Origin of the sequence: Halorubrum laminariae (assembly GCF_024494655.1) — an archaeon.
Taxonomy (GTDB): domain Archaea; phylum Halobacteriota; class Halobacteria; order Halobacteriales; family Haloferacaceae; genus Halorubrum; species Halorubrum laminariae.
In genome coordinates this window covers 1-23,174 of the sequence record NZ_JANHDL010000024.1, presented here as the reverse complement: position 1 = coordinate 23,174, position 23,174 = coordinate 1, and the positions used below count along the sequence as shown (strand labels likewise).

At 55.3% G+C, this 23,174-nt stretch carries 28 protein-coding genes and 3 pseudogenes; 16 read left to right on the top strand and 15 right to left on the bottom strand.

What is annotated here, in order from left to right; translation table 11 throughout:
* Window positions 1-73: pseudogene (locus tag NO887_RS17895) on the bottom strand (IS6 family transposase); the annotation flags it as partial.
* A 236-nt stretch (window positions 74-309) separates the two neighbouring features.
* On the opposite strand from NO887_RS17895, the gene NO887_RS17890 reads away from it, so the two are divergent.
* A complete protein-coding gene (locus tag NO887_RS17890) occupies window positions 310-1,704 on the top strand; it encodes a DUF6498-containing protein (RefSeq protein ID WP_256419529.1) in 1,395 nt (464 codons plus the stop codon).
* Between the two features lie 330 nt (window positions 1,705-2,034).
* Here the strand turns inward: NO887_RS17890 and NO887_RS17885 are convergent, their stop codons facing one another.
* From NO887_RS17885 to NO887_RS17870, 5 genes are all read right to left on the bottom strand, one after another.
* Window positions 2,035-3,183, bottom strand: coding sequence for an ABC transporter permease (locus tag NO887_RS17885; protein WP_256419528.1), 1,149 nt, complete (start codon window positions 3,181-3,183; stop codon window positions 2,035-2,037).
* Complete coding sequence (locus NO887_RS17880; protein WP_256419527.1) at window positions 3,183-3,845, bottom strand: ABC transporter ATP-binding protein; 663 nt, start codon at window positions 3,843-3,845, stop codon at window positions 3,183-3,185. The genes NO887_RS17885 and NO887_RS17880 overlap by 1 nt, the downstream gene beginning before the upstream one ends.
* The gene (locus tag NO887_RS17875; protein ID WP_256419526.1) at window positions 3,842-5,035 is read right to left on the bottom strand and encodes a COG1361 family protein; all 1,194 of its coding nucleotides are present in this window, start codon (window positions 5,033-5,035) and stop codon (window positions 3,842-3,844) included. Before NO887_RS17875 ends, NO887_RS17880 begins: the two co-directional genes overlap by 4 nt.
* 401 nt (window positions 5,036-5,436) lie before the next feature.
* Window positions 5,437-5,646: a helix-turn-helix domain-containing protein gene (locus NO887_RS18755; protein WP_379812537.1), complete on the bottom strand. Its 210-nt coding sequence runs from the start codon at window positions 5,644-5,646 to the stop codon at window positions 5,437-5,439.
* Window positions 5,647-5,963: 317 nt separating this feature from the next.
* On the bottom strand, window positions 5,964-6,740 hold the full coding sequence (locus tag NO887_RS17870) for a DUF7847 domain-containing protein (RefSeq protein WP_256419525.1): 777 nt from the start codon (window positions 6,738-6,740) through the stop codon (window positions 5,964-5,966).
* A 65-nt stretch (window positions 6,741-6,805) separates the two neighbouring features.
* On the opposite strand from NO887_RS17870, the pseudogene NO887_RS17865 reads away from it, so the two are divergent.
* Window positions 6,806-7,042: pseudogene (locus NO887_RS17865) on the top strand (RNA-guided endonuclease InsQ/TnpB family protein); the annotation flags it as partial.
* A 42-nt stretch (window positions 7,043-7,084) separates the two neighbouring features.
* Complete coding sequence (locus tag NO887_RS17860; protein WP_345780168.1) at window positions 7,085-7,636, top strand: hypothetical protein; 552 nt, start codon at window positions 7,085-7,087, stop codon at window positions 7,634-7,636.
* Here NO887_RS17860 and NO887_RS18610 read toward each other — a convergent pair whose 3' ends face one another.
* Window positions 7,637-8,143 carry a GbsR/MarR family transcriptional regulator gene (locus NO887_RS18610; protein WP_345780167.1) on the bottom strand — a complete coding sequence of 169 codons (507 nt, stop codon included), beginning with the start codon at window positions 8,141-8,143 and terminating at the stop codon, window positions 7,637-7,639. It lies immediately after the preceding gene.
* 145 nt (window positions 8,144-8,288) lie between these two features.
* On the opposite strand from NO887_RS18610, the gene NO887_RS17845 reads away from it, so the two are divergent.
* The 3 genes from NO887_RS17845 (at window position 8,289) to NO887_RS17835 (ending at window position 9,954) form a co-directional block, all read left to right on the top strand.
* The gene (locus tag NO887_RS17845; protein ID WP_256419523.1) at window positions 8,289-8,648 is read left to right on the top strand and encodes an ArsR/SmtB family transcription factor; all 360 of its coding nucleotides are present in this window, start codon (window positions 8,289-8,291) and stop codon (window positions 8,646-8,648) included.
* Window positions 8,649-8,731: 83 nt separating this feature from the next.
* Complete coding sequence (locus NO887_RS17840; protein WP_256419522.1) at window positions 8,732-8,938, top strand: hypothetical protein; 207 nt, start codon at window positions 8,732-8,734, stop codon at window positions 8,936-8,938.
* 629 nt (window positions 8,939-9,567) lie between these two features.
* A complete protein-coding gene (locus tag NO887_RS17835; RefSeq protein WP_256419521.1) occupies window positions 9,568-9,954 on the top strand; it encodes a DUF8011 family protein in 387 nt (128 codons plus the stop codon).
* Between the two features lie 312 nt (window positions 9,955-10,266).
* On the opposite strand, the gene NO887_RS17830 is transcribed toward NO887_RS17835, so the two are convergent.
* On the bottom strand, window positions 10,267-11,379 hold the full coding sequence (locus tag NO887_RS17830) for a peptidase (protein ID WP_256419520.1): 1,113 nt from the start codon (window positions 11,377-11,379) through the stop codon (window positions 10,267-10,269).
* Window positions 11,380-11,421: 42 nt separating this feature from the next.
* Here NO887_RS17830 and NO887_RS17825 point away from each other — a divergent pair, with 42 nt between their 5' ends.
* From NO887_RS17825 to NO887_RS17815, 3 genes are all read left to right on the top strand, one after another.
* Window positions 11,422-12,012: a hypothetical protein gene (locus tag NO887_RS17825; RefSeq protein WP_256419519.1), complete on the top strand. Its 591-nt coding sequence runs from the start codon at window positions 11,422-11,424 to the stop codon at window positions 12,010-12,012.
* Between the two features lie 115 nt (window positions 12,013-12,127).
* On the top strand, window positions 12,128-12,514 hold the full coding sequence (locus tag NO887_RS17820) for a hypothetical protein (protein WP_256419518.1): 387 nt from the start codon (window positions 12,128-12,130) through the stop codon (window positions 12,512-12,514).
* A 14-nt stretch (window positions 12,515-12,528) separates the two neighbouring features.
* On the top strand, window positions 12,529-13,356 hold the full coding sequence (locus tag NO887_RS17815; protein ID WP_256419517.1) for a DUF6159 family protein: 828 nt from the start codon (window positions 12,529-12,531) through the stop codon (window positions 13,354-13,356).
* A 97-nt stretch (window positions 13,357-13,453) separates the two neighbouring features.
* On the opposite strand, the gene NO887_RS17810 is transcribed toward NO887_RS17815, so the two are convergent.
* Window positions 13,454-13,891, bottom strand: coding sequence for a hypothetical protein (locus tag NO887_RS17810; protein ID WP_256419516.1), 438 nt, complete (start codon window positions 13,889-13,891; stop codon window positions 13,454-13,456).
* Window positions 13,892-13,954: 63 nt separating this feature from the next.
* Window positions 13,955-14,971: a hypothetical protein gene (locus tag NO887_RS17805; RefSeq protein WP_256419515.1), complete on the bottom strand. Its 1,017-nt coding sequence runs from the start codon at window positions 14,969-14,971 to the stop codon at window positions 13,955-13,957.
* 257 nt (window positions 14,972-15,228) lie between these two features.
* On the opposite strand from NO887_RS17805, the gene NO887_RS17800 reads away from it, so the two are divergent.
* The 4 genes from NO887_RS17800 (at window position 15,229) to NO887_RS17785 (ending at window position 18,755) form a co-directional block, all read left to right on the top strand.
* Window positions 15,229-16,038, top strand: a complete 810-nt coding sequence (locus NO887_RS17800; RefSeq protein WP_256419514.1) for a DUF7847 domain-containing protein — start codon at window positions 15,229-15,231, stop codon at window positions 16,036-16,038.
* A 92-nt stretch (window positions 16,039-16,130) separates the two neighbouring features.
* On the top strand, window positions 16,131-16,583 hold the full coding sequence (locus tag NO887_RS17795) for an ArsR/SmtB family transcription factor (protein WP_256419513.1): 453 nt from the start codon (window positions 16,131-16,133) through the stop codon (window positions 16,581-16,583).
* A gap of 221 nt (window positions 16,584-16,804) precedes the next feature.
* Entirely contained in the window at window positions 16,805-17,485 is a 681-nt protein-coding gene (locus tag NO887_RS17790; protein WP_256419512.1) for a hypothetical protein, read from the top strand.
* 838 nt (window positions 17,486-18,323) lie between these two features.
* Entirely contained in the window at window positions 18,324-18,755 is a 432-nt protein-coding gene (locus NO887_RS17785; protein WP_256419511.1) for a DUF3592 domain-containing protein, read from the top strand.
* Window positions 18,756-18,887: 132 nt separating this feature from the next.
* On the opposite strand, the gene NO887_RS18750 is transcribed toward NO887_RS17785, so the two are convergent.
* From NO887_RS18750 to NO887_RS17775, 3 genes are read right to left on the bottom strand one after another with little or no spacing between them, the layout of a single operon-like run.
* Entirely contained in the window at window positions 18,888-19,184 is a 297-nt protein-coding gene (locus tag NO887_RS18750; RefSeq protein ID WP_425601554.1) for a DUF7521 family protein, read from the bottom strand.
* A complete protein-coding gene (locus tag NO887_RS17780; RefSeq protein ID WP_256419510.1) occupies window positions 19,181-19,504 on the bottom strand; it encodes a hypothetical protein in 324 nt (107 codons plus the stop codon). Before NO887_RS17780 ends, NO887_RS18750 begins: the two co-directional genes overlap by 4 nt.
* Before the next feature lies 1 nt (window position 19,505).
* Window positions 19,506-19,844 carry an ArsR/SmtB family transcription factor gene (locus NO887_RS17775; RefSeq protein WP_256419509.1) on the bottom strand — a complete coding sequence of 113 codons (339 nt, stop codon included), beginning with the start codon at window positions 19,842-19,844 and terminating at the stop codon, window positions 19,506-19,508.
* Between the two features lie 382 nt (window positions 19,845-20,226).
* On the opposite strand from NO887_RS17775, the gene NO887_RS17770 reads away from it, so the two are divergent.
* The 3 genes from NO887_RS17770 (at window position 20,227) to NO887_RS17760 (ending at window position 21,822) form a co-directional block, all read left to right on the top strand.
* Window positions 20,227-20,904: a CPBP family intramembrane glutamic endopeptidase gene (locus NO887_RS17770; RefSeq protein WP_256419508.1), complete on the top strand. Its 678-nt coding sequence runs from the start codon at window positions 20,227-20,229 to the stop codon at window positions 20,902-20,904.
* A 17-nt stretch (window positions 20,905-20,921) separates the two neighbouring features.
* Window positions 20,922-21,278 (top strand): ArsR/SmtB family transcription factor, encoded by a 357-nt coding sequence (locus tag NO887_RS17765; RefSeq protein WP_256419507.1) that lies wholly within the window; start codon window positions 20,922-20,924, stop codon window positions 21,276-21,278.
* Between the two features lie 172 nt (window positions 21,279-21,450).
* Window positions 21,451-21,822 carry an ArsR/SmtB family transcription factor gene (locus NO887_RS17760; RefSeq protein WP_256419506.1) on the top strand — a complete coding sequence of 124 codons (372 nt, stop codon included), beginning with the start codon at window positions 21,451-21,453 and terminating at the stop codon, window positions 21,820-21,822.
* Between the two features lie 58 nt (window positions 21,823-21,880).
* On the opposite strand, the gene NO887_RS17755 is transcribed toward NO887_RS17760, so the two are convergent.
* Together NO887_RS17755 and NO887_RS17750 are read right to left on the bottom strand one after the other, a co-directional pair.
* On the bottom strand, window positions 21,881-22,312 hold the full coding sequence (locus NO887_RS17755) for a DUF2238 domain-containing protein (RefSeq protein WP_303652370.1): 432 nt from the start codon (window positions 22,310-22,312) through the stop codon (window positions 21,881-21,883).
* A 298-nt stretch (window positions 22,313-22,610) separates the two neighbouring features.
* Window positions 22,611-23,048 (bottom strand): annotated as a pseudogene (locus NO887_RS17750) (zinc ribbon domain-containing protein); the annotation flags it as partial.
* Between the last annotated feature and the right edge of the window lie 126 nt (window positions 23,049-23,174).

The following is a 23,174-nucleotide window of genomic DNA, read 5'->3' as shown; positions in this document are numbered from 1 at the left end:
GTGTTGCTTCTCGCTCCACAAACTCTAAGTTGATCTCGTCTAAACAGCCGCTGAGGCGGTCGTTTTCGAGCATAGATCACTTTGAAAACGCACCGCCTCACCTTTCAATCCTTATCTGAACACCGCCGGGCGGGGTGTCCGTCTGCCTCCTCTTCGTGTGGGTTTGGCACCCCCTTGTCCATCGCGACGAGGCCCAATTCGTTTTGTTGGACCGGCAAATTCCTCAGAAAGCGGCTGGTTTGACTTGGGTTCGCTCAGTACAAATCCCGCACCAACAACTTTTATTCTCTGTTATCATGCGGTGAATCGATGGCGTCACCGTCGAACGAGTCATCTGCTGTGTTTCTGGTGACAGTCGCAGCGAACGTCGCCCCACTAGTCGGCGTGTTCTTCCTTGGGTGGAGCGCACAGACGTTCGCGGTCGTCTACGCGATTGAACTGGTCGTCGCCGTCCCGTTTGCCGGGGTGAAGGCGCTGTTCGCGCGCTGCCCGCCGAACTACGACGAGCTGGAGCGCCCTAGGGAGGACGGCCCGTTCAAGTCCGACGAGCGCGACGCGATTTCCATTGGTCCGAGCGATCTCAACCGCCGGCGCGGGAGCGTCACCGTCGTCGACCCGCTCCCACCCATCTATCCCCGGAACGTCCCGTTTGTCTTGCAGGCGTTTGGAGCTGCTGTGGGACTCGTCGGGCTGTTCCTTTTCGTGTTGGGACGGTTCGTCGACGTGTCGGCGACGCTTGCCGACCCGAGCGTGGCGGCGAGCGTCGGCTTCCTAGTCATCTCCCACGTCGGCGTCGTTGAGCTCGAGTACTTCCGGAACCGACGCCACGAGACGTGCACCCCCCGAGACGTGGTCGCAAGCGCGACGACCGAGGCTGGGGTGGCCGTGGTGGTGCTTATGTTTGCGATCGTCGGCGGCCCGACCGGCGCGCTGGTCGCGTTCGTCGCGGTAAAGTTGTTCGCGGAGTGGCGAGGCTACCGCGGCGGGGCGGCGTTCGACCCCGACGAGGGGGTTGGAACCCTCCCGCCCGTGGCGGCGCCAGACGTGGCGCCGACAGCCGAGGTCCGTCCGGACCGGCGCGCCGTCCGCGCCGCCGCACTCTGGCGGGGCGCGATGTCCGCGGTCAGCGGCGGCCCGGCATATCTCTTCGCGTGGGTCGGGCTCACTGCCGGGTCGGCAGGAGTGGTCGCCGCCACCGTGGTCTGTTTCGGTCTCCTGCCGGCCGGTCTCGGCGGGCTGAAAGCCGTTGAGTACGCTCTCACTCACGGCACGCTGACGTACCAGCGCCGGGACGACGCGGTGGTCGCGTACGACGATCTCACCGATACTATCCAGTGGGCGACCCCCGTCGACGACATCCGGGACGCCGAGTTACGCAAGGGAGAGTTCGTCGACCGCGTTTGCGACACCCGGACGTTTTCGCTCACCCCGGTTGCGGGGGAGTACGAACTCGGCGTCGCGCACCTCCGGGAGTACGACCAGGCCGTCGAGGCGTTCGATCTCTCCGTGGAGACGACGGCGTTCGGACCACTCAACCGACGTGTAGCCGGGGCGGCAGCTGCGGTCGGAGTCTGTGGTGTCGCCGCCGTGGCTGGCCTCGCCTACTCCGCCCCCACCATCGCGGCGATCGTCGCCGGGTTTGGCGGCCCGCTCGGCGTCATCGCCCTCAGGTCGGCGTGGCAGTGGGCGCTCCCGGCCGCCTGAGCCGACGCCGTGCGAGTCCTCACCTACGCACCGATTGAGTGCCAGGGGTACGGGTCGACTAGTCGCGTACGACACGTGGCTCGACGAGCCGCAGTGGGCAGCCTCCGTCGATCACCTTCGTGACGCAAGCGTGGTCCCCACCCGACGCCCGGACTATGGGGGATTTCGTGCAGAGCCTCGTTCTGTTGCCGTTCCTCCTCTGTCCGACGTGGTTGCTGTGGCGGCAGGCATGCACAACCAAAGTGAACCGCCTCAGGATCAAGGCTTGAGGCACGCGGCCTGCTCCCCCTGTAGAGAGATATGAAAAACACGGTGAGTCTAGGCAACTCCTCATCCACGGAGTGCATCAACCGGTGACTCATTAGCCGCAGTCCATGCGGGATAGATACCGCTCAGAATGCTTGCAACGAGAGCAAACAACATCCCATAGAGGAGATATCGTGAGCTAGACCACTCCAATGCGAGTGTTGCCTCCCCCGTAAGAACATGAAATAGTGCAAGCCCGACAACCAGCGATCCTGCGCTGCCGATGAGACCACCAACCCCACCGAGAAAGGCAGCTTCGGTGAGTATCATCCGGAGTACCTCGCCGCGGCGTACGCCGACAGCACGTAACACGCCAATCTCACCACGGCGTTCAATTGTACTCATTAACATGACGTTCAGAATGGCAACGCTCGCGACGAACAACGATATTGAGCCAATTCCGAGAAGCGCGAGTTCCAGTGTATTGGTGAACGAGGAGATATCTTCTTGAACGCTTGCGAAGCTCGTCGCCGTCAAAATCTCTTCGTCGGCATCGTTGAACTCGGCCTCAATGGCGTTTGCAGTCGCAGTGCTAGTCTCTCCATCTTCGGTGATGACCGTGACGGAATTGTAGTATTCCTGCTCGTTGAGTGCAGATTCCGGGAGGGCAAGCTCACCTCCACCACTTGGTCCAAACCCACTTTCCGCGGCGATGAAGCCACGAATACGGTATATTTGCCCTCCGTATTCGACTGGATCTCCGAGTTGTAATCCTAACTGCTCCGCAGTTGATTCTGTAATTAGGGCCCCTGTTTGGAGGCGTGTGGGTTCATCACCAGTTGCAATATCGTATAGTGGTGCTGGATTCGTTACTCCCGTTACTTGGACGTTCGCTTCTGCACCGTTTCGTGCTGTGAGTTCGGTAGCATTTGATTTCTGTGGGATAACCGTTGTAGCGGGTGCAATGTCTCGTATCGTTTCCACTTGATCGTCGGTGATTCCATCGGTCTCGATATCCTCTCCGGGTGAGACACTCACTTCGTTCGCGAGGTTTCCAAGGTTAGCTGTAGCCTGTTGTTCAAGTGCGACGCCAGTCATCCCAAGCGACACGATCGCCATCACGCCGATGACGATCCCGAGCATCGCAAGGGCTGTTCGCGCTCGATTGCGTCCAAGATTCCGCCATGCCATGAGGACGCTTGGGAACCGACGAAGGTACGATGCCACGGCCATTACTGGACCACCCCGTCGACGAGCCGCACGACGCGATCTGCATATCCCACCAGCTGCTCATCGTGAGTGATTGCGACGACAGCGATATTCTCTTCGTTTTTGAGACGAGTAATCTCATCAAGTACTGTTTCGCCCGTCTCTTGGTCGAGATTACCGGTCGGCTCGTCAGCGAGAAGGATATCCGGTTCGTTAATGAGTGACCGCGCGATCGCAACTCGCTGCTGTTGACCGCCAGAGAGTTCGTCGGGAGTATGAGAAAGCCGATCGCCAAGGCCAACCCGCCGCAATAGATCGACAGCACGATCTCGACGATCAACATCTGTGTCCCACATTGAGGGTAGTTCGACGTTTTCTGCTGCGGTGAGCATCGGGAGGAGATGGAAATCCTGAAAGACGAACCCCAACTGTGAGCGGCGCTCTTCGGTCCGCTCGTCTTCGCTGAAATTAGTTACATTTCGTCCGTCGAGGTGGATTGTTCCCTCTGTCGGGCTATCGAGTAACCCGATCATGTTGAGCATCGTGCTCTTCCCGCTTCCTGACGGGCCTGTTACTACGACCATCTCTCCGCGATCGGCACGGAAGTCGACGGCTTTCAGCGCCTCTATTATTTCAGCCTCAGTGTCATAGCGCTTCGTCACGTCCTTTAGTTGAATAACGCTCATTCGCGGTTCCAGAGCCGATAGAGCACGCCACTCCCGCCGAGTACCACAAGCAACCCAATAATGAGTGGAACAATTGGGAGCCCTGACGATCCTGAACTACCGTTGTCAGTCGACGTTGCAGCTGCCCGGTCTTGATTCGATCCGGTCGAAACGGAATCAGCCGACGAGATCTCGATTGACTGAGTTGTCGTAACACGCTCATCGTCGACAATGTATGTGAGCTCGATTGGGAGCGTGTTGGTGCCATTTGCGACTGACGAACTGAGTTCAAACGTTGCGAATTCACTGGCATCAACGGAGCCGACAAAAAACTCTCCAGATCCGGCCGCTGGTGACACAGTGTCGTTGTCGGGGACTCTGACTAGGACTGATTCGACATCGGTTCCACCGGTGTTTGCGGCTTCACCGTCGATCGAGATGATTGATCCTTGCTCTGTGACTTCAACGCTGGTTAACCGAATTTCGCCTTGCACCTGCTGATCGAGGTCTATCGTACGAGTAACCTCATGGCGCTCACCACGTGCAGTATACTCTCCAGTGAGTGTGACAGCATTCGAGTTATAATTGTCTGTGTCAAATGTAACGGATTCACTCTCGTTGGGTGTGATGTCGAACGCATCCCGCTGGTCGCGTTGATTACCTTCGATTGAGGTGCTAATCTCAACGTCAGTTAGCTCAATATTCCCGTAATTGGTGAGTGTTGCTGTAGTCTCCCCGGAACTGTTTGTGGTAGCTGCGATACCGGCATCCATCTCAGGTTCTTCCACGTCGATCGTAATCGGCCGGTAGTACGCCCGCAGATTGGATGACTCACTTCCACTTGATTGTGACGCTGCAGACACATGCGCCAACAGGTCTTTTTGACCTGCTGTTTCGAATGTGGTAGTAATGGGAATTGTCAGGCTTCCGTCAGGGGCGATAGCACCGACGTCTTCAACGCGCTCGTAGTGTTCGTCGGTCGTTCGTAGCATAATACTTGACACGTCGACGACCGAATTACTCCCCTCTTGATTCGAGATTGTCACCTCGACCGTAACAGTCTCTCCGACTGTTGGTTCTGTCGGGGAAACGGTCACAGACGACACGTTGACTGCAGGTCCATTGGCAGCGACCACTGAGGCACCGCTGATTACTGCGCTCGCAAGTACGACCAATGCGATGAACCCGCGGGTTAAGCGACGCTCAGTCATGCGATTGTGACCTGCATGTCGCGAATCCATCTCGGCCGCGAAGAGTTGTATTGGTGAGGACAGAACCGACCATTGGTATGGAGGGACAAACGCATCTGCTAGCAGTTTGGTTGGCCGTCATCGAAAAACCTATGATCCGAGGGGGTGCTACTCTGCGTGTTTCAGTATTTGCGGGGTGACAATCACCTCAAGGGCTGCAATTCCGAGTGCGACCCAACGGATTGTGCCGTCAAGGAAGGCGAATGCGATGAGGGCGACGACTGCGGCATTAACGAAACTGATACCATAGCGGATGGCTGGACTGTCAAAGATGGAGGGCATCTGTCTGGTTGGCTCTGTTGAAATTCTTAGGATCTGATAGGATCGGCGTGCGAGATACAGAGGATCTACAGCAACACAGATTATTCATCGAAGCCAGCGTTACGCAAGACGATATCAAGAGCGCGGCGCATCTCCTCGTTCGCTTCTCGGCTTGACAGTCCGTTTGCTTCGGCCAATTCAGTTGTCGAAATTCCTCGTGGTACTTTGAAATAACAGTTCTGCACAGCGTTCTGGAGGAGTGCCCGCTGAGTGTCAGATAATTCTGATTGAGGGCTGTGGTTTGATCCCATATTTATTCACCTTCAGTCTTGAGCGACTACTCAGCGACAAACAACTCTCTACCTGTTGTTTTGCACATAGCGTGTTAATTATTCACATTCCAGTGGAAGTGATACGGTGAGTAATCTGCGCGCTGTATTCAGCACGGCTCCCAGAACATATCACCTGCTTAGGATTTCAACAGAGCCGTCTGGTTTGATTCGGAGTGCAATCTTATTCGTTTATGTTTTCTATAGGCGGAACAGGCCGAGTGCCTCGGGGCCTGACCCCGAGGCGGTTCACCTTCGGAGAGCTCACTAGATGTGTCTTCGCCATCGGTTGTCAGATTCTAGTCAGCCCCAATGCTATCGAGTGATTCAGAAACACCACTCGTATTGACTCGTTCTGAGTTGTCTCCTTGCAGTTGGAGATAGGCCGCAGCGATAATTCCGTACAACAGAACGAAGAGGATACTGTTGATCGTATTTACGATGACTTCCCCGACGATTGCTGCGTTGGTAATGTCGAAGAGTGTTCCCATGATACCACTGATGAACCCAATGACGCCCGCGAGGATTACGAGGACGGAGAGCTTCAATCGATTCCCACGCGAAAGTCCCCAACTCCGCTTGAGTCCGTCGATGATTCCTCGATCCTCAACGCCGACTGCGAACGTGAAAAACAGGAAACTGACTGCGAGGAATACTCCAGGAATAAACAACATTACAAACCCGATTATAATGGCGGGGCCAACAATGAGCCCGCCGACGAACAGTGAAAGCGTGGCTCGTCCCATTCGTCGTGTGTAGAGGTCACTCGGAAAGCTCGATAATTCTACTGTCGGCCGGGTGAGTGCTCGTGAAAGAACGGCGAAATACGCGGAACTGAGGACAACTGCTCCGACGAACAGGCCACCGGCAACGGTGCCCGAAACTGGGAGCGTCATGCCGAGGGCTGCTTCGATCTCGCCTGCCGGCCCGTCCGGAAAGACGCTAGTAACCGCTGTGTTGATCGACGCCTGTGTCAGTAACTGGAGTGCGAGAAATCCGACAAACAGTATTCCACCGGTAGGTGTGAGTATTCGACTGATTCCATCACTGATCGCTTGCCCAAGTTGGAGGGTCATAGAGTGGTCTGGGTGCCGACAGAAAATAAACACGGTGAAGACTCAGATCGAATTTTAACCCTGAGGCAGTTCACAAGTGCGAGTACGAGCTGAACGCGGACTACAACGCGAGCAAGAACATCGCTCGGAAACTGCTCAAACGACTCCATTCGGAGCAGAAGTCTTCGGATGGAGGCGCACCCTGTCAATGTGCGCTGAAGTCAGGGACGCTGAACCTGAATGGCGGATTCACCGCCACCGTCGATTCGACGGCAGAAGGAGAGTCCACTGACAAGCCCACGACTTCTGTCGTGAGTCACTGACATATCGAAGTTACTTTGCTTATTCAAGTGGAAATATGCCCAATGGCCACCTATGAAGCGTTTGACCAAGGCGTAGAGGTGAACGGTCAAACGGTCCTGACGATCGTCGAAAAGGCAATGGGACGCTTCTCTGAAGCGTATCAGGAGCGGGCGCTCCAAGCACTTGCTGCAGAAGGGATCACTGACCCAGATCCCGAGGAGTGGTACCCCCAACAAACGTGGTTGAATGCCTTCGAAACAATTGCTGAGGAATTACAGTCGCACGTTCTCGACCGGCTTGGCGAACAGCTCCCAGCCGTTGCCACGTGGCCGAACGACTTCGATAGCGTTCCCGAAGGACTCCAGTCGATCGATGCAGCCTACCAACAGAACCACCGTGGTGGCGACATCGGCTACTATGAGTTTGAGCAGACAGAGGATCGGGCCGGCGAACTCACGTGTTATAACCCGTACCCCTGTCCGTTCGACCGTGGGCTCATCCGTGGTGTTGCCAGGCAATATGCGTCTGTCGACGCGTTCGTCTTCATTGAGGAAACCGGAGACACGTGTCGTCGTGACGGGGGCGATACCTGTACGTACACCGTGTACTGGTGACTAGCGATCGTAGGATTCGAGAGCGTCCCGGAGTTCTGCGGCGGTGAAGTCCGACGCAAGCGTGACTATCTCTTGTAAATCTTCGTAGGTCCTTCGAAGCTCTTCGATCTGTCTGGTCTCGTTTTCGCTATCGTCGGCGAGGTGTGCTTGTGCGCGTTGGATTGTCCGAAGCGTTGTCTGTATCTCCCGTTGAACGTACTGTTGAAACACGTCCTGCAGAATGAACCAAACTTCTCGCTCAGCCGTATACTGCACACGTCGTCCACCACCTTCCGAAGATCGACGATGAATCATCCCAATTCGCGTTAATGTTCGAGTGACGTTGCTGATCGTCGATTTCGCGTAGCCAGTCTCATCGACGAGTTCCGGGATCGAGAGTGGCTCTTCGGAGAAGTATAACACGCCATAAATTCGGCCTGCGCTTCGACTGAGACCGTAGACTTCTGCCGACTGCTCCATCGACTCAATAATACGTTCGCGCGCAATGGCACGATCGTCTTCACTCATAGATGTCTGTTGTCCTCACTATGTGATGGGTAATCTGTTGAGTCACACTTCGGTTATGGATTCCGTAAGCATTAAATTGTTTGATTTGTTTGTTCGGAGTGTACCGAACAAGACGAACAAATCGGTCCCCAAGCTGTTCAAACCAATGGCCAGCGCCTTTCCACACCAGCCCCCAGTCTCCCACGCTCCCCGTAAAGAAACGAATATCGTCGTTGACCGAAATGAACCAACCGACGTGCTTCAGGTCCTTTCCTCCGAGTCCGCACAGGAGATCCTGGGGACACTCAAATCAGAGCCCAGAACGGCATCAGAGATTGCCAAGTCCATCGACCAATCGGTACAGAACGTCTCATACCACCTCGACCGGCTTTGCGAAGCGGAACTAATCACGCCGATTGAGACGTGGTACTCCGAGAAAGGCCGAGAAATGACAGTATACGCTCTCGCCACCGAACAACTCGTCGTCCAATTCCACGACAGTGACGATGAAACAGCCGGTGGATAAGTACTGCGTATTGATCGTCTTCGGTATCTGGCAACCACGTCCTAACCGATACGAATTTGAAGACTCGCTAAACAGTATCGTTTATGGAATTCGGAAGGTTGATCTCCGCTCACCTCCCAAATGCCGTAGTTGCTGCGACTATATTTACGCTCTACAACATCTATACTGGCGATATTGCTGACCCAGTCACGATTGGTGTCGAATATCTCACCTACGTTACTGTAATATTCATCGGATTCGTAGTTATCACCCCAATCTTGAACAAGGCATTCGGCAGCGTTTCAACGTAAATCCTCTGTACTGAGCGATCCGCGGTCCCTCTGTATTGACTGCAGCCGGGTCAGAATATATCATCTGTTGAGGATTTCAACAGAGCCTCCTCTTCAGATAGGTTCCCACCAGAAACAGCCGGTCACTGAAGAGTGCGTATTGACAGCCGGACCGTATAGGAGACTCTCATTACTCGGAACCACTTTCAATGTCGGCAGAAGACGTGGCACAATGACCAACATTCGTCGTCCTCTCGTATCTGGTTTCGCCATCGCCATCGGCACATTAATTGGACTTGTCTTCCTTGGTGACAGCTCAGTTGAAGTCGGATTAGTGGGTGCAGTTAGCGCGTTCGTCGTTATGTTCGTTCTGAGGGTTTATTTTTGATAAGAGCATACCCTGTATTGACCACGACTGGGTCAAAATATATCACTTGCTGAGGATTTCAACAGAGCCGAAAAGTGGAACAAAGTGGCTCTGTTGAAATCCTATTGGTCAGATACTATCTGCTGCGAAACAGCCGGTAAGTCGGGTTGCGCATCTCGTAGTATTCATCCCTCTTACAGAGGAATCGCGTATCACGGGAGGGGACGTTCTGCTGGGACGCACTGAGGCATTGTTTTGTATCTCAAGCAGAAATACGTCGCTCATGGTCCCCTATATCAGCGAAGTGCTGTTCAACGAGCCACAAGGCCGTCGAATCGGACTTTTCCAGCTCGGCATATCGCTTACCTTCTTGTGTATGTTCGTGTATGTCTGGAGTGTCGGCGACGCTGGCGAAACCCGATGGTTACTATTTATGATCGTCGGAACTGCGCTGTCGGGAATCGCCGAGTCCCTCCCAGAGACCCAGCTACAGGCGGTAGGCGTACTCCGTTTCATGGCGGTTCTCGTATTGCTGTGCGGCGTCGCTGTCCCGTTCCTCGGTCTCGGATTTATTGTTGCCACGGGGATGTTGGGGACACTAATCGGCGTATTTGGCGGTTTCTTCGGCGGATGGGTCGCTAAGAAAGCCAATCTCGAGATCGGTAGGTAAGATCTCAAAAATAGGTTCCAAGACTCAGCCCGATTGCAGTACCGACGGCGATTTTCGCACAGGTTTGCCAAGACTGCGAGCTGAAACTATAGAAGAGAAATCCAACGGGGACTGATCCGAGCGCCGCCGCAGTCCAATCTGGTGAATGCTGGAATGGATCCGCCAAGAGGTAGAGTACAGTCATAACGACTCCAGCAATGAAGGCTAAGATCCGGTCCCACTGAAACTCGGACCAGTTTGGCCCATCATATGGTCTATCTATTTTGACTAGGTCTCGCTTGGAAGGCATCCTTATCACCCTGTTTTTTTTGCCTATCGACCGCTGGCTGTGCGAAGCCGATCGATTCGATCCCCGAGTGCCACCTTGATAGAGAGCGGATTCGGGACTCGCCTTCGTGTTGGTTCCAAGGCGTGTACGTCGGCGTATTCAATGAGCGCATCAGCGACGATTGTCCGCCCGACCTGTTCGGCAGCGTACTCGTCAGCTGCGCAGATTCGTCGACGGGCAATCCAAAACCCGATCAGAACCACTCCAAGTGAGAGTCCGAGTAACGACCACTGTGGTCCGATACCGATGACGGACGCGATGAGTGCGATACTCGCAACGAGGACAGTACCAAGCCTGATCTCGAAAACATGGGTCCGAAGTTTCCCTGCCTCGATTGCAAGCAGCGCAGTGGCTGTCTCATCGTCGAATACATCGAGAAATGTACTTGTGACAAAGAGGCGTCGGTAGTTTGGTGGCCCGCGAACGATTGTACTCGCCGTTTCTTCGTTTTCAGTATCGAGGATTCGGGCGTCTCGAACGCTGAGACCGGCCCGCGAACGGAGTTGTTCCAGTCTGTCGGCACGTTCTCCAGTTGGTGTCGTCGTCGAACGAAGTAGCGGGATTACCCATGGGGACGCGTACAGCAAACCAAGTATGAGAACGATGAGTGTGAAAGCTGGGGCAAGTAGTGAGGACTCAAGCGAGAACACTTGCAACGGTGTGAGTATGACCGTGAGAAGGACGCTAAGTCCAACGATGTACCGTACCATCTTGCTGATCGCGGTGCTAGTGGCAAGTTCTAGATCACGTACTTCGCGGACACCACGTACCGTCGGGAGATACGAAACGAGCCAGATACAGCCGGCTGCGAGGAACGTGACGAATTGCGAGAGCACTGCGCCCAGTGGTTCGGGACTAGCGGGGAGCGCCGTGAGGAACGCGGTCCCGGATCCAGTGAGGGCGAACACGCCGTAGGAGAGTAATGCGTACGGGAAGAGCACGGCTCCATACAGCAATCGGTACTTTCCGACGGGATTTCGAAGCCGGCGAACCACGACGGTACCGACGAGCCCGATGAGGCCGCCGATGAGCGCAAGTCCAACAAATGCGACTATCGCGGCACTAACCGAGGGCGGTGTGGCTTGGAGGGCAGCCATACTGGTGTTTTCCTGAAACGCGCACTAAAACCACTGCGATTGATGCAAAACGATAGCCGTTTCTCAAAACAAATTTTGAACGTTCGGGATATTGACATCGCCTGCCCTTTGATACTGTATATGGCCCTCCATCAGACACTTGCTTCGGGTTCGAACAGCACCAAACGACGTCGATTCCTCGCCGCGTGTGGCGTTGGACTCCTCGGCAGCACGGCTGGCTGTACGACGATTGTGGACCGCCTTGCCGATCTCGCGTTAGGCGATGTCAATCTTTTCAACGAAACTGAGAATGTCCTTACCGGTACTGTGACCATCACCGGTCCGGGAGATGAGACTGTTCTCTCAGAATCGTTCGAGTTGCCACCAGAATCGGATGACGACGATACTGACGAGAACAACGATGAAGACGGTGTGACGGCCTACGAAGACGTGTGGACTGAGCCTGGCACCTACGAAGCCAGTGTCGAATTGGATGGTGATTCCGAAGTTCAGAGAGAATCCACTGCATCAGAGTCAATCTCGATTGATGACACGTCCGAGGAGATGCTCGCCATCGCGTTCGGTATGGAAGAGGCCGATGACGCGATCGGCTTCATCGTTGGCGAGTCGTTGAGCGACTTCGCACAGGCGTGACCGATACCATCTGGATTATGTGCAAAGCGCTGTGAAACCCCTCTGTTCGATCTCATTCAAGCCTATTTTGACTCTTCCAAGTTTTTATATGTGTTATTGTTGAATTCTGGCACATATGCCCTCCATCACGCGACGAAAGACGATTGGCCTGCTCACAGGATGTGTTGCACTCGGTGCAATCGGCGGTGCCGTGGCACATACGACACAAAAGAACGCACCGCATCTGATCGTGAACAATCAAACAAAGCGCGAATTGGACATCACGACGATCATTCGCACTGTTGAAGATAGCGAGGTTCTCGTCGACGACACGGCATCCATCCCGGCGAACGGCGATCACGGATACGCCGGCCTCGCGTCCAATGAACCACTTGACGTGATGATTCGCACGGAAACCGGGTTGGAGAACACGTATCGGTGGGAAGACACCGATCCAGAGAACGCATTGTCAATCGGTGTCTCCACGGACGAAATCGGCTTTGTCGTTGCAACGCCGCCCTAAATTGGTGATTCAGTATGGCCTCGAAATATCGACGCGGGTTTGACATTACCCGTGACAGCCTGCGCGTGTTCACCCGAGAACCGAGTCTGATACTCTTGCCGGTGTTGAGCCTTCTCGCTGTCGGGAGCGCCTTCGCTGTTCTCGCAGCGATCGTTTTCCAGCAAGGGCTCGTCGAATCGCTTGTCACCAACGATCTCTACCAGTACGGGGTGTTGTTTTGTGCGATTGCGATCTCGTCGAGCGTAGCGACGTTTTTCAACGCCGCCGTGGTACACTGCGCGGCCCAACTGTTCGATGGTAACTCGACATCTGTTCGGGATGGGCTCGCCGCAGCATGGCGTGCCCGCCGCCAGATCGCTGTGTGGGCCGTCGTCGCTGCGACGCTCGGGACAGTCTTGTACATCCTCGATGAGAAGTTCGGCGTCGTCGGGAGCCTAACGCGAGCTGTCTTCAATCTCGCGTGGGCGCTCCTGACATTCTTCATCGTGCCAGTCATCGTCCTCGATCAGCGACGGAGTCTGCGCCGCCAGCTCCGGCGAAGTGGATCGCTCTTCCGAGATACATGGGGTGAAAGCGTTTCCGCTACGCTCGGCGTGAGTTTCGTTTTCCTGCTCGTTGCTTTGCCCGGCGTCGCACTGGGTGCGGTGGGGTTCTTCGTGCTCGATGGCATGCTCGCTATGGGGGCGCTCGTCGGTAGTGGCGTGATTATCGTCACTGCCATCGTCGGCTCGCAGACGGCATCTGCAATCGTCCGGACCGCGCTGTATCGATATGCGACGGCGGGTGAAGGAGTCGGCCCGTTCGAGGATCGGGATCCGGAGACGGTGTTCCCCGAGAACTGACGAGGCTTCACGATCGACAGTCGCCTTCGGTGTCGATGCCGTCGATCGGTTGACCGGCGGAACCGGCTGGCTGGAACACCCGACCGAGACTAGTTGTTCACCTAGTGGTGAGTCGTGGAATGAGAACACCTCCGACAAGAAGAGCAGCGGAGACGTTGCGAGCGATGTACAAAACGACTGCTACTGGTCCAGAATCTGGTTGCGGGACGACGAAGTGGAACGCACTCGAAATGAAAGGCGTCAGGATCAGGAACGCTACACCGGCGACGATGGCGGTTTGGCTCCCCCGTTCCAGCTGGTAAAACGGGCGATCGCCTCGAAGAAACGCCCAGAACAGACAGAGAGCGAGAATGGTTACGAGAACCGCTCCGGAATACTCGATCGCTACGACCAGTACAAGCCCAACTGCGAGACTGTCAACGCCACCAAACAGCTCGATACCTCTCCAGACGTGGTGCCGCAGTAGCTTAACGGTCCAGCAGATACCGGCAACGACCGAGAGACCGAAGAGCCCACGGGAAAGGTGATCGGACATGAGCGTACGTTACACCGAGAACGACTAAGTATATGTGATTACTCAAACAGGTACTTTATTGTCTCACGGGTAGACGGCCAGTTCGAACTCGTACCAACTCCCGCCGTAGATCGCGTGCATGTTCGGAAACGTCGTGTACTCCCCGTAGTCACCGTGTTCGTTCACGTGGTCGGCAGCGTTGAGCTGTGTGAGGACTTCGCCGAGGTCGTCCGACATCGGCGGCGACTCTTCATAGAACCCCGAGACTGGTCGTCCGTCCGTTGCCGTGTCGAGTACGTCTGTCGCCTCGCTTGAGAGCGAGACTGTGGAAAAGTCGACTTCGAGAACGATGTCGCGGACGTGTTGCTCGTATTCAGATCGTGATCTCCCGACCTGCTCGGCTGTGAACGTTTGTTCGGTCACGGGGATGGTATTCTGCTCGGCTCGTGCCTGGAATAAATGGTCGTTGTGTTGCAGATACTCGAACGGCGGTGATGGGACGAGATCGCTTGCTTCGGTGTCGAGGTGGTGGTGATACGTGACGCCGCGTGAACCAGGCTTCTGATCACCGACATCGATCGCCGGATCTCGATCCGCCGCTGCGGCTTCCATCGCTTGCTGGAGTATCTGCTGGTCACGATCGGACAGTGACGTGACCGGTACTGTTACCGGATCAGTACTGTCGGACTGTTCCGTATCCTGTAAGTCGAGGTAGAATTCCCACCAGTCTCGTTCGACAGTACGAACCGTCTCGACATGGATCCGGTAGTACCGATCGCCGTCCGTAGCGAACTGAGGGCGTTCCCGTTGCTCGGAGCCGAACTCGTACTCGTGGGCCAACTGGTAGTTCAGCACCGTAACCGAGCCACTCGCAAGCAGTTCGTCATAGACGGCACGCTTGTACTCGTCAGGGTAATCGATAGGGAATTGGGCTCGGTGTCCCGCTGGATCTGTCAGTAGGAACGCCTCGTACGGATTCTCTGTCGGATATGCACTCAACCGAAAGCGACTACTACCTGACGAGAGACAGCCAGCAACACTCGTGACTCCCGCTGCCCCGAGTGTCGTCAACAATGTCCGTCGAGTATAGTGGTCACTCATGTGCCACGTCTACTGCTCATCGATGGGGTTCGAAACGGTTCTCTCTCACAGAACTGGTCGAACAATAGACGATACTGACGTAGTATCACGAGTAGCCAGTTATCGCTGGGCGGAATGCTTCAAGACCCCGATAACTCAAATCGAAACTGTGCTTTGCGTCGTGTCTGCGAAACAGGCGGTAGAAGGGCTCAAATAATTAAATCTGGTTTTGATACTCCGTTCGACCTAATATATGACAGGGGTAACCCGTAGATACGATGGTCACCGTCTCCGCATTCAAAGATGGATTCACCGCCCTCCGCGCGAATCCGATCCTGTTCGTCGCCGGCCTTCTTGTCGGGGCCGGCAGCCAGCTGCAATACGTCGATCACTTCATCGAGTCGCCATATCTCTCGGCAGGCGTGTCGCTCGCCTGGCTGATCGTCTTCCCGTTCGTTATCGGCGGGTTCATCGGCACTGCCCGAGCTGCGATCGACGGCACAGACGCATCTCTCACTCACTTTTTCACTGTAGCCCGGACTCATTACCTTCGGCTTCTCCTTGCAACTGTGGTGTTCGTGCTACTCGTGTTTGGAACCGCGATCGGATTTGGGCTCCTCGGGTTCATCCTCGGTATCGGATCGATGGCGCTTACCGTGATTCACGAGATGGTTGCGTTCGTCGCAGGCGTCATCTCTGTGCTTATTTGGCTGGTGTCGATCCTCGTTGTCATTATGTTCGTGCAGTTTTACGACACGGCGATTGTCATCGAAAACAAGAGCGTTACTGATGCGTTCCGGAGAAGTGTTGGGCTCGTTCGCTCGAATCTGAAAAGCGTCACTGGATTCTCCGTGGCGTGGCTCGTCCTGCTGAACGTCTTCTTCATTCCCGAATACTTGGTCCAGTTAACGATGACAGATGCTGGCCCAGCTGACGTATTACCGATTGAGCTCGAGATTCCGATCGCTGTCCTGCTCCCCATCGGGATCGCTCTTTCCGCGGTCGGCTTCGCGTACTTCTACACAGTGTACACGGCCTACTATATGCGATTAATCGCTGCCTCAACTGATACTCAGGGCTCAGTATGACCATCCACCAACAATTACGTGCGATAGTTTCGAACAGCCACCGAACGGATCAGATCCCCGCGATTGCCACCCACCAAAACTAACCAAACCCTATGTCACGGATCCTCCCGACACAAACTGACGCTACCGTTGAACGAAGCGATACTCCGGCCGTCCTGAGTCTCGATGATGATGGGACGCGAGACGTGATCGAAGCATTGTCCTCCGAGACCGCTTACGAGATCTTTCGACTGCTCAACGAAACGCCGGCGACGCCGTCACGGATCGCTGATCAGCTCGATCAGAGCGTACAAAACGTCCATTACCACTTGGAGAATCTCGAAGCGGCTGGCGTGATCGAAGTTACAGACACCTGCTATTCAGAAAAAGGCCGAGAGATGAGCGTCTACGTCGTTTCTGAAGACCCAACACTGCTCTTTCTCGGGACTGAGGACGATCGGCCGAGTCTCAAACGGGCGTTCAAATCTTTCGCCTCACTACTTGGTCCACCGTCGATCCTGCTTGCCGCCGGCGAATCAATCTCTCAGCTCATTACTGCCGAATGAGCGAACATACCGACACACCGGCCCGAAGAGCTTCTACTGCTGGCGACACAACTAGGTGTGGCGTGGTACCGACAATCAAGGCCCGAGACGATGTCGATGGCTGTGGATGTCTTGATTGCCGCAATATCGAGAGGCCCGCAACTCGTCGAAGCGTTCTCGATTCGTTAGTCTGGTCCGTTCGCCTGTTTCGATCCTATCCGTCAATCGTCGTTTTCGCGGGTGTGATCATTTTGGCCAGACGGCTGCTTGAAACGGACAGTATCAACGTGCTTCCGACACCTGTGATCGGCGTGGTTGAGGTCCTGACGGCGTTTGCGTTCATCATCTTGATCCGTGCGTACGTGGGAACGATCGTCGCCGGCGAACTGACCGGCGAGCCCGTCACGAGACGTGAGGGATTACATCGAAGCCTCGCTCGGACGCCATCACTAGTTGGCGTCGTCATTCTCACCGTGTTTTTGGTGATGACAATTCCGTTCTTCGTGGCACTACCACTCTTTCTTATTGTCGGTGTGCTCCCCGCCACGCCGGTAGATATGATCAGTTTCCCCGTTGCTGCAGCGATCGGTGGAATCACCTTTGCCGTGCCGTTTCTGTTTCTCCTGTACAAGTTTTGGTTCGCACTTGAGGCGTGTGTCATCGGCCAGTACGGTCCTCTAAAATCGTTCCGCGTGAGTTGGCGCATCACGACGAACTACCGAGGAAAATTCGTGCTTATAGGAGTGATCGCTGTTGGAAGTGCAGCCAGCCTCTTTCTCCCAACATATTTCCCCGAGATGGGGACGAGTCTAGCCTCGTTGAACCCCGTCTTGAGCGTCATCTCATCAAGTGTCAGTGAACTACTCTCGATCGTGTGGGCAAGCGCCTACGCGCACATCTACATCCAGGGGGTCGTGTCGTGAACTGAGGCTTATAGGGACTAGAAGGCGAATACACCCACCTTTAGGCAGGTGATGAAGCCGACATGGTGGGAAGCAGTCCACTAGCCAAACGTCTGTTTTGAGTTTCACATACGGAGATTTAATTGACAGGCCGATCTATCCGGAGCTAGGAATTGGTCGGAACGGAGCGGATTCCGAACCGTCCTTCAGAGGCGGCCGGTCCGCCCGCGTAACGAGGCAGTATCTGAAAGGGCAGTCAGTGAACGCTACATCCTCGAAGGGTGTGTCTGTGCGGGCTGCTCGAAGCGAGTCAGACGATACCCCCAACTCCGGTGATGCCTGCCTGCGTTCCCGTGGCAAAAACAACACTGGGACGCCGTACACGGCCGAGGATAGGGGTAACGGCCATTTGGCATGGCCAGCGGTCCACCAGTCCGACACTGTGGGACTACCCGTGCCCGAAAGGTCTGGTAGTCAACTAACTGGACTGTAAACCTGAAGCTCCCACCGCTCGGGATTCCTCCGCGTTTACAGGCATTCCCGTGTCGTCGGTTGTGCCCATATACAGGTTTTAGTTCCCACCCGGCTGATAAGCCACCGAATACCAAACCGATGTGCCCACCGTTGCTCTCCACTCCTGCTGGCGTACCGCGGTTTGCTGTGGGAACGAACCATGCCGAAATTGGCCCTATCCTCCAGAACCAACTGGGGATCTGTCGAAAAGCGATCGAGGGGTGATTAGAGTATGGCTGATGATTTAGGCGTGAATATCAACGGTCCAGACAGTCTCAAGGGTGCACTGCTGTACATGCTGATCGGCATAGCGATTGTCAGCTACGGCGGGTATGACTAGCTGTACATGCTGATCGGCATAGCGATTGTCAGCTACGGCGGGTATGACTACGTTCAGCAGACCGAGGCCGTTCGAGAGTCTGTCGAAGTTGAGGCAACGATCACTGAACTCTCAGTTGAGACAGACAGTGGAACGTCGTCAAGCCCAGGTGTCGACTACGATCCAACTGTTGCTTTTAATTACGTGTACAATGGTACCGAGTATACTGGGACAAAGATCTATCCTGCTGAGATTGGACAGGAGTACGAGACGCGATCAGAAGCGGAATCAGTCATCGAGGGGTACGAAGAGGGGATACAGACGACTGCGTATGTTGCCCCGTCTCAACCGGGTGATGCATTTTTGAAGAATCAAACAACTAATGTGCCAATAATTGCGGCTGTACTCGGTGGAATATTCACGCTCTTTGCGACAGTTTCGGCGGTACGGAAACTGTGAATCGTCCCGGGGCTTGACCCCGAGGCGGTTCACGTACTGGACGTGGTGATATATTTCTCGCCGTGAATCGGTCTGTGAACTGTATGGAGTCGGATGGCCGGTCTCAGAAACAGTTCTCCTCTCTCCCAGAAATCATCCCACGACCATCGCATACAATACGACACAAAGGCCGATAACTGTCACGAGACCCCGTACCAGAAGGACGATGCTGCTCTCCACCCCGATCATATCTGCGAGTATCACTGCCACGTATACCCCTGCGGTTAGTAAAGCGATGCCGACGGCAAGCGCTCGCATCTTGGTGGAGCCGTTACGTCGGTATCCACGATAGGCCAGCGTCGCGACGAATAGCCCCACAACGGCAGTTACGCTACGGGTCACCAATGCCACACTGAGCAGTTCAACCGTCAGTAAATTTATTAGTATCATTGCATCTCACCCCTGTACACTGTCCACAGTATTGTTCCCAATCCGATTAATTCACAGCCACTGACGAGTATCGAACGCCCGCTACTCCCGATGTCCGTCGCCGTCGGCAACGCGACACGCAGCAGTTCTGGCACTGTGATCAGGAAGATGAGCCCCACCGCGAGCCAGAGCATCCCGCGATGAGCTCCCCACCGACGATAGCCACGGATCAGCACCGCGGCGATAGTCACCGACAACACTACCGAAACCACCGAGAGAGCAAGCACGCCAAGTGCGATGAGTGGGTCGCTCCCCGTGGTCTCCACCTGCCCTACGAGCATCTTAAGATAACCCCTCAAACAGCTCTGTGAACCGGTCGGCAGGGTCCGTCGAGCGTGACACGGCTACCTCGTAGCTCCCGTCGGTGAATGTGACGGTAACGTTCTCAACGGTGGCCACGTACTGCTTGTAATGATGGCCGTCGGGATCGAACTCCTGCCGTTCGGTCACAAGGCCTGCGTCATGTAACCGATCGAGACGGCGGTAGGCCGTTGAATCGGACATTTCACAGGCCGTACAGAGGTCATCAACTGACATAGGTTCGATCGTGAGGTGTGCGAGGATCGCTCGGGCGTACTCGTCGTCGAGTAACGCTAGGACGGCATCGTCGTCCTCGCCCATGTACATGCCAGATCCGGGTAATAGTAAAAAAACCCATCACAGCTTCCGGGTCAGAAGTCGTGCCTAGGATGCTAGGTATATCCGGATACTTGCGCCAGGTATGTCGTTACAATCAACGGTTGTCCGGATCCTATCGACTACTCTCCCGGAGAGGATCCGTCAACTCTGCTGGCCGGTCTGGAATGCCAAACAACGCCGCCTGCGTGCGCCGCTCCGTGCGCTCCTACCGACGGTGCTTACCTTTCTTCTCCTCGCAATCCTCCAGACCACAGTCCGAGCCAGGTTCATCCACCCGATACGAGAGCTCCTCGAACTGACTGGAATCGCCATCATTCTCATTGGCGCGGTGCTTCTTAGTACACGAATTATCGACCGGCGTCCCATGAGTGGATTCGGCCTCTCGTTCGATCGAGATTGGTGGCGCTCGTTTGTCGTCGGTGGACTCGTCGCCACTGCAATCAACGGTGGCGCCCTCGTCGTGGCACTCGGCGCCGACTGGGCTACGTTCGGTGGTGTAATGCGTGGGTCCGGGGACCTACCATTCCTGCCTGCGATGGGAATCGTGTTCGGGTATATTGCTTTTGCGGCCGCATGGGAAGAGTTTGTTCTGCGTGGTGTGATGGTGAAGAACCTCGCTGAGGGATCGACTGGATACGTTCCCAAGTGGGTTGCTGTCGGCCTTGCTGTGGCTCTGAGTACCCTCGTGTTCGCGTTTCTACACGGTGGGAAGGTGACGCATCTTAGTCAATATGGGTACTACCTGATCGCTGGACTGGTACTGAGTGGTGTATATGTCCTGACCGGGGAACTCGCCCTCAGCATCGGCTTTCATGTGTTCTATAATTTCACTCAAAGCGCAATATTCGGACTGGGACATTCACAGAAGACGCCCGAGCTCCTCGCCATCGACATCACCGGGCCATCGCGCTGGATCGGTGAAGAGGGACTCGTCTTTGTCTGCTTCGCCGTCCTCGGTGGCCTGCTACTGGTCGCGTATATCCATCGGCGCGACGGGACACTCGAACTCAACGACCGCGTGATCAACTACACCGGACGGTAACCAGTTTGACAACACCGATGCCAACGGCATTCTCATCCCACACGTCCGTCGATCACACGCCACGTGATCAGACGAGCGTCGCTGTCGACGACGAACAGTCGACCAACGTGCTCAAGGCGGTTTCTTCGGACACTGCACAGCAGATACTGGCAACGCTTGACGACGGACCAGCGACAGCCTCAGACATCGCTGAGGCCATCGATACGTCAATCCAGAACGCGAAGTACCATCTTGACCACCTGTATGAAGCTAACCTCATCGAAACGGTAGACACGTGGTACTCTAGGAAAGGGACTGAGATGACCGTCTATGCACTCTCCGTGGAAGAGCTCGTCATCCAATTTGGCGACTCCACACCAGAAACACAGCAGTGAGTCGCCAGTAGCTGGTCTTTCCCCTTCCCGTTGCATCTGGAGAGGGCGGTCGGATCAATTCTCATTCCGGAGGAATCCCCGCTGACTGGCTGACATGAAACTGCCTTCTGCGAGTTTCTGACCCGGAAACTGGTATTCTGATTTTAATTGTTATCCGAGATACCGATCGAGTATGTCGTATACAACCGAGAGTACGGCCGGACGGAGCGTGTTCCCTCGCCAGACGACGATCAAACACGTCCCAGAAGAAAGCCTCAGCGTCTCGATCGATCGAGACGAAGTAACAGACGCGCTCGGGGCTGTGTCATCGGAAACGGCTCAAGAGATCATCGCTGTACTCACTGACGATCCGCGTCCGGCAGCCGAGATCGCAGAGAAGGTGGGTGTGTCTATTCAAAACGTCACGTACCACCTTGAGAGGTTAGACGACACCGGCATCATCACTCCAGTGGGTATCTGGTACTCAGAGAAAGGGAGAGAGATGACGGTGTACGGAATTGCCTCAAAGAAGCTGGTGATCGAATTGACCTCCTCCTCCGCCTGAAGACGGGGGTATGCGCTCGTAATCTCTATCAGCTCAAAAAGCGCTATCAGGATCCCGATCAATCGGCATGATTCGGGGGCGCTGAATCTAACCGCGGTCGATCAGCCGCCGTAAGGTAGCCGCTCACTGCCGAGGCAACGACTGTTCCCCCAACCGTATTCATGCCGAGATCAACGACTGTGTCGACAATATACTCCTGAAGCGTCCACTCGTGCCAGAAGGCTTTGAAGACGAATTCATACACCTCGAATCCGGCGCCGATCGCGACGATCGTTGGGACCACCCACCAGGCCGAGCCGTACTTCGAAACGGCGTCTCGGTGGGTTAGAACTGTCAACGCGGCGATGCCGAAGCCACTCATAGAGTGTGTGAGCATGTCCCACCACGAGATAGCGGAGTAGATATCGAGGGTTACCCCGGCAAAATGTAGAGTGGTCACCGTCACCGACCAAGCGATAAGTCCTAACCAAACGACAGCGATTCGATTCAATCGCCGAATGTCGGCGACTGATCGGACGACAAGTCGTGGGAGCCACAGATGCGGATCAGTTGGAAACCCGTGCATCGAACGAGCGAAAGACCATCCAACGACGGCGATGCAGCCGGAACCGACACCGACGATAATACGTGCTGAGAAGTGTGGGAGGGCAAACATCTGTCTACACGATGAATTAGTGTGGCGAAGTAATTGTGGATAACTACGAATTCATTTGAACTTGACCTCCTCCCGCGCCTAAAGTCGCGGGAATCCCACCATGGGATTTCAGGCCGAGCGCGGCCCTAAGGTTTCAAGACGCATACGTTCCAAGCGTCTCTTGCTGGGTGTCAGCATCGGCTTGGCTGTCTTGTGGGACGGTCAAACGTCCCCCTTCCTCAGCCGAGTCATCGCCACTCGTGTATTCTCTTGAGTGGCTCTCTCCGCTGAGGTAGCGGTCTGCAATATTGAGCGCGGCGTTAACGTCTGCTTGGTACTCCGAAACCCAACACCCCGAGTTAGAACACTTGAACGTCGCCTGCTTCGGACGGTAGCCCTGTTCTCCGCAACAGTGGCACGTCTTCGAGGTGTACGCGGGATTCACCGCCTCCACACGAATCCCTTTCTCAGCCGCCTTGTAGCGAATCTGGGCGTGCACCTTGGCGAATCCCCACCCGTGGAGGCGGCGGTTCATGAACGCGCCGTAGTCCATGTTCTCACGGATCTGCGTCAAGTCTTCTAGGACCAGTATCAGTACTTCACAAAGCCGGTTAGTTAGAACGTCTGCTTGCTGAGGATGTGCACTCCAACAAGCAAGCAGACGGTGAGATTCACGAGGACCAACTTCTTAACTTTCTCGTCAACCGCCTTGACGAGG

Bases quoted from the DNA above. Each gene is read 5' to 3' on its own strand.
- NO887_RS17785 (WP_256419511.1), top strand. From the start codon at position 18,324: ATGCTGATCGGCATAGCGATTGTCAGCTACGGCGGGTATGACTACGTT.
- NO887_RS17870 (WP_256419525.1), bottom strand. From the start codon at position 6,740: ATGACCCTCCAACTTGGGCAAGCGATCAGTGATGGAATCAGTCGAATA.
- NO887_RS17795 (WP_256419513.1), top strand. From the start codon at position 16,131: ATGTCACGGATCCTCCCGACACAAACTGACGCTACCGTTGAACGAAGC.
- NO887_RS17890 (WP_256419529.1), top strand. From the start codon at position 310: ATGGCGTCACCGTCGAACGAGTCATCTGCTGTGTTTCTGGTGACAGTC.
- NO887_RS17880 (WP_256419527.1), bottom strand. From the start codon at position 3,845: ATGAGCGTTATTCAACTAAAGGACGTGACGAAGCGCTATGACACTGAG.
- NO887_RS17875 (WP_256419526.1), bottom strand. From the start codon at position 5,035: ATGACTGAGCGTCGCTTAACCCGCGGGTTCATCGCATTGGTCGTACTT.
- NO887_RS17780 (WP_256419510.1), bottom strand. From the start codon at position 19,504: ATGCTCGTAGGGCAGGTGGAGACCACGGGGAGCGACCCACTCATCGCA.
- NO887_RS18750 (WP_425601554.1), bottom strand. From the start codon at position 19,184: ATGATACTAATAAATTTACTGACGGTTGAACTGCTCAGTGTGGCATTG.
- NO887_RS17845 (WP_256419523.1), top strand. From the start codon at position 8,289: ATGGCCAGCGCCTTTCCACACCAGCCCCCAGTCTCCCACGCTCCCCGT.
- NO887_RS17815 (WP_256419517.1), top strand. From the start codon at position 12,529: ATGGCCTCGAAATATCGACGCGGGTTTGACATTACCCGTGACAGCCTG.
- NO887_RS18755 (WP_379812537.1), bottom strand. From the start codon at position 5,646: ATGGGATCAAACCACAGCCCTCAATCAGAATTATCTGACACTCAGCGG.
- NO887_RS17800 (WP_256419514.1), top strand. From the start codon at position 15,229: ATGGTCACCGTCTCCGCATTCAAAGATGGATTCACCGCCCTCCGCGCG.
- NO887_RS17760 (WP_256419506.1), top strand. From the start codon at position 21,451: ATGTCGTATACAACCGAGAGTACGGCCGGACGGAGCGTGTTCCCTCGC.
- NO887_RS17765 (WP_256419507.1), top strand. From the start codon at position 20,922: ATGCCAACGGCATTCTCATCCCACACGTCCGTCGATCACACGCCACGT.
- NO887_RS18610 (WP_345780167.1), bottom strand. From the start codon at position 8,143: ATGAGTGAAGACGATCGTGCCATTGCGCGCGAACGTATTATTGAGTCG.
- NO887_RS17835 (WP_256419521.1), top strand. From the start codon at position 9,568: ATGGTCCCCTATATCAGCGAAGTGCTGTTCAACGAGCCACAAGGCCGT.
- NO887_RS17810 (WP_256419516.1), bottom strand. From the start codon at position 13,891: ATGTCCGATCACCTTTCCCGTGGGCTCTTCGGTCTCTCGGTCGTTGCC.
- NO887_RS17820 (WP_256419518.1), top strand. From the start codon at position 12,128: ATGCCCTCCATCACGCGACGAAAGACGATTGGCCTGCTCACAGGATGT.
- NO887_RS17825 (WP_256419519.1), top strand. From the start codon at position 11,422: ATGCAAAACGATAGCCGTTTCTCAAAACAAATTTTGAACGTTCGGGAT.
- NO887_RS17840 (WP_256419522.1), top strand. From the start codon at position 8,732: ATGGAATTCGGAAGGTTGATCTCCGCTCACCTCCCAAATGCCGTAGTT.
- NO887_RS17830 (WP_256419520.1), bottom strand. From the start codon at position 11,379: ATGGCTGCCCTCCAAGCCACACCGCCCTCGGTTAGTGCCGCGATAGTC.
- NO887_RS17770 (WP_256419508.1), top strand. From the start codon at position 20,227: ATGAGTGGATTCGGCCTCTCGTTCGATCGAGATTGGTGGCGCTCGTTT.
- NO887_RS17805 (WP_256419515.1), bottom strand. From the start codon at position 14,971: ATGAGTGACCACTATACTCGACGGACATTGTTGACGACACTCGGGGCA.
- NO887_RS17885 (WP_256419528.1), bottom strand. From the start codon at position 3,183: ATGGCCGTGGCATCGTACCTTCGTCGGTTCCCAAGCGTCCTCATGGCA.
- NO887_RS17860 (WP_345780168.1), top strand. From the start codon at position 7,085: ATGGCCACCTATGAAGCGTTTGACCAAGGCGTAGAGGTGAACGGTCAA.
- NO887_RS17775 (WP_256419509.1), bottom strand. From the start codon at position 19,844: ATGGGCGAGGACGACGATGCCGTCCTAGCGTTACTCGACGACGAGTAC.